Genomic DNA, 228 nt, shown 5'->3' on the forward strand with positions numbered 1-228 from the left:
ATGTCTTAACCGCTTGACCACGGAGCCATATATTATTTATCAATGTTGATAAAAAAACTCCCCGAGTAGGGCTCGAACCTACAACATCACGGTTAACAGCCGTGCGCTCTACCATTGAGCTATCGAGGATTATTAATAGGCTATGCTATTTTATAACATACCTTCAAAACTTCATACAGATTGTTTCCGAGTTGCTTTGGTCAAGCCCTCGACCGATTAGTAACAGTC

Annotated in this window: 1 tRNA gene; it reads right to left on the reverse strand. The window is 41.2% G+C overall.

The annotated features are described in order from the left end of the window. Window positions 1-57 precede the first annotated feature (57 nt). Window positions 58-129 (reverse strand) — tRNA-Asn (locus tag OCV43_RS11885). Window positions 130-228: the final 99 nt, after the last annotated feature.

Origin of the sequence: Roseburia amylophila (genome assembly GCF_025567465.1) — a bacterium.
Taxonomy (GTDB): Bacteria; Bacillota; Clostridia; order Lachnospirales; family Lachnospiraceae; genus Roseburia_C; species Roseburia_C amylophila.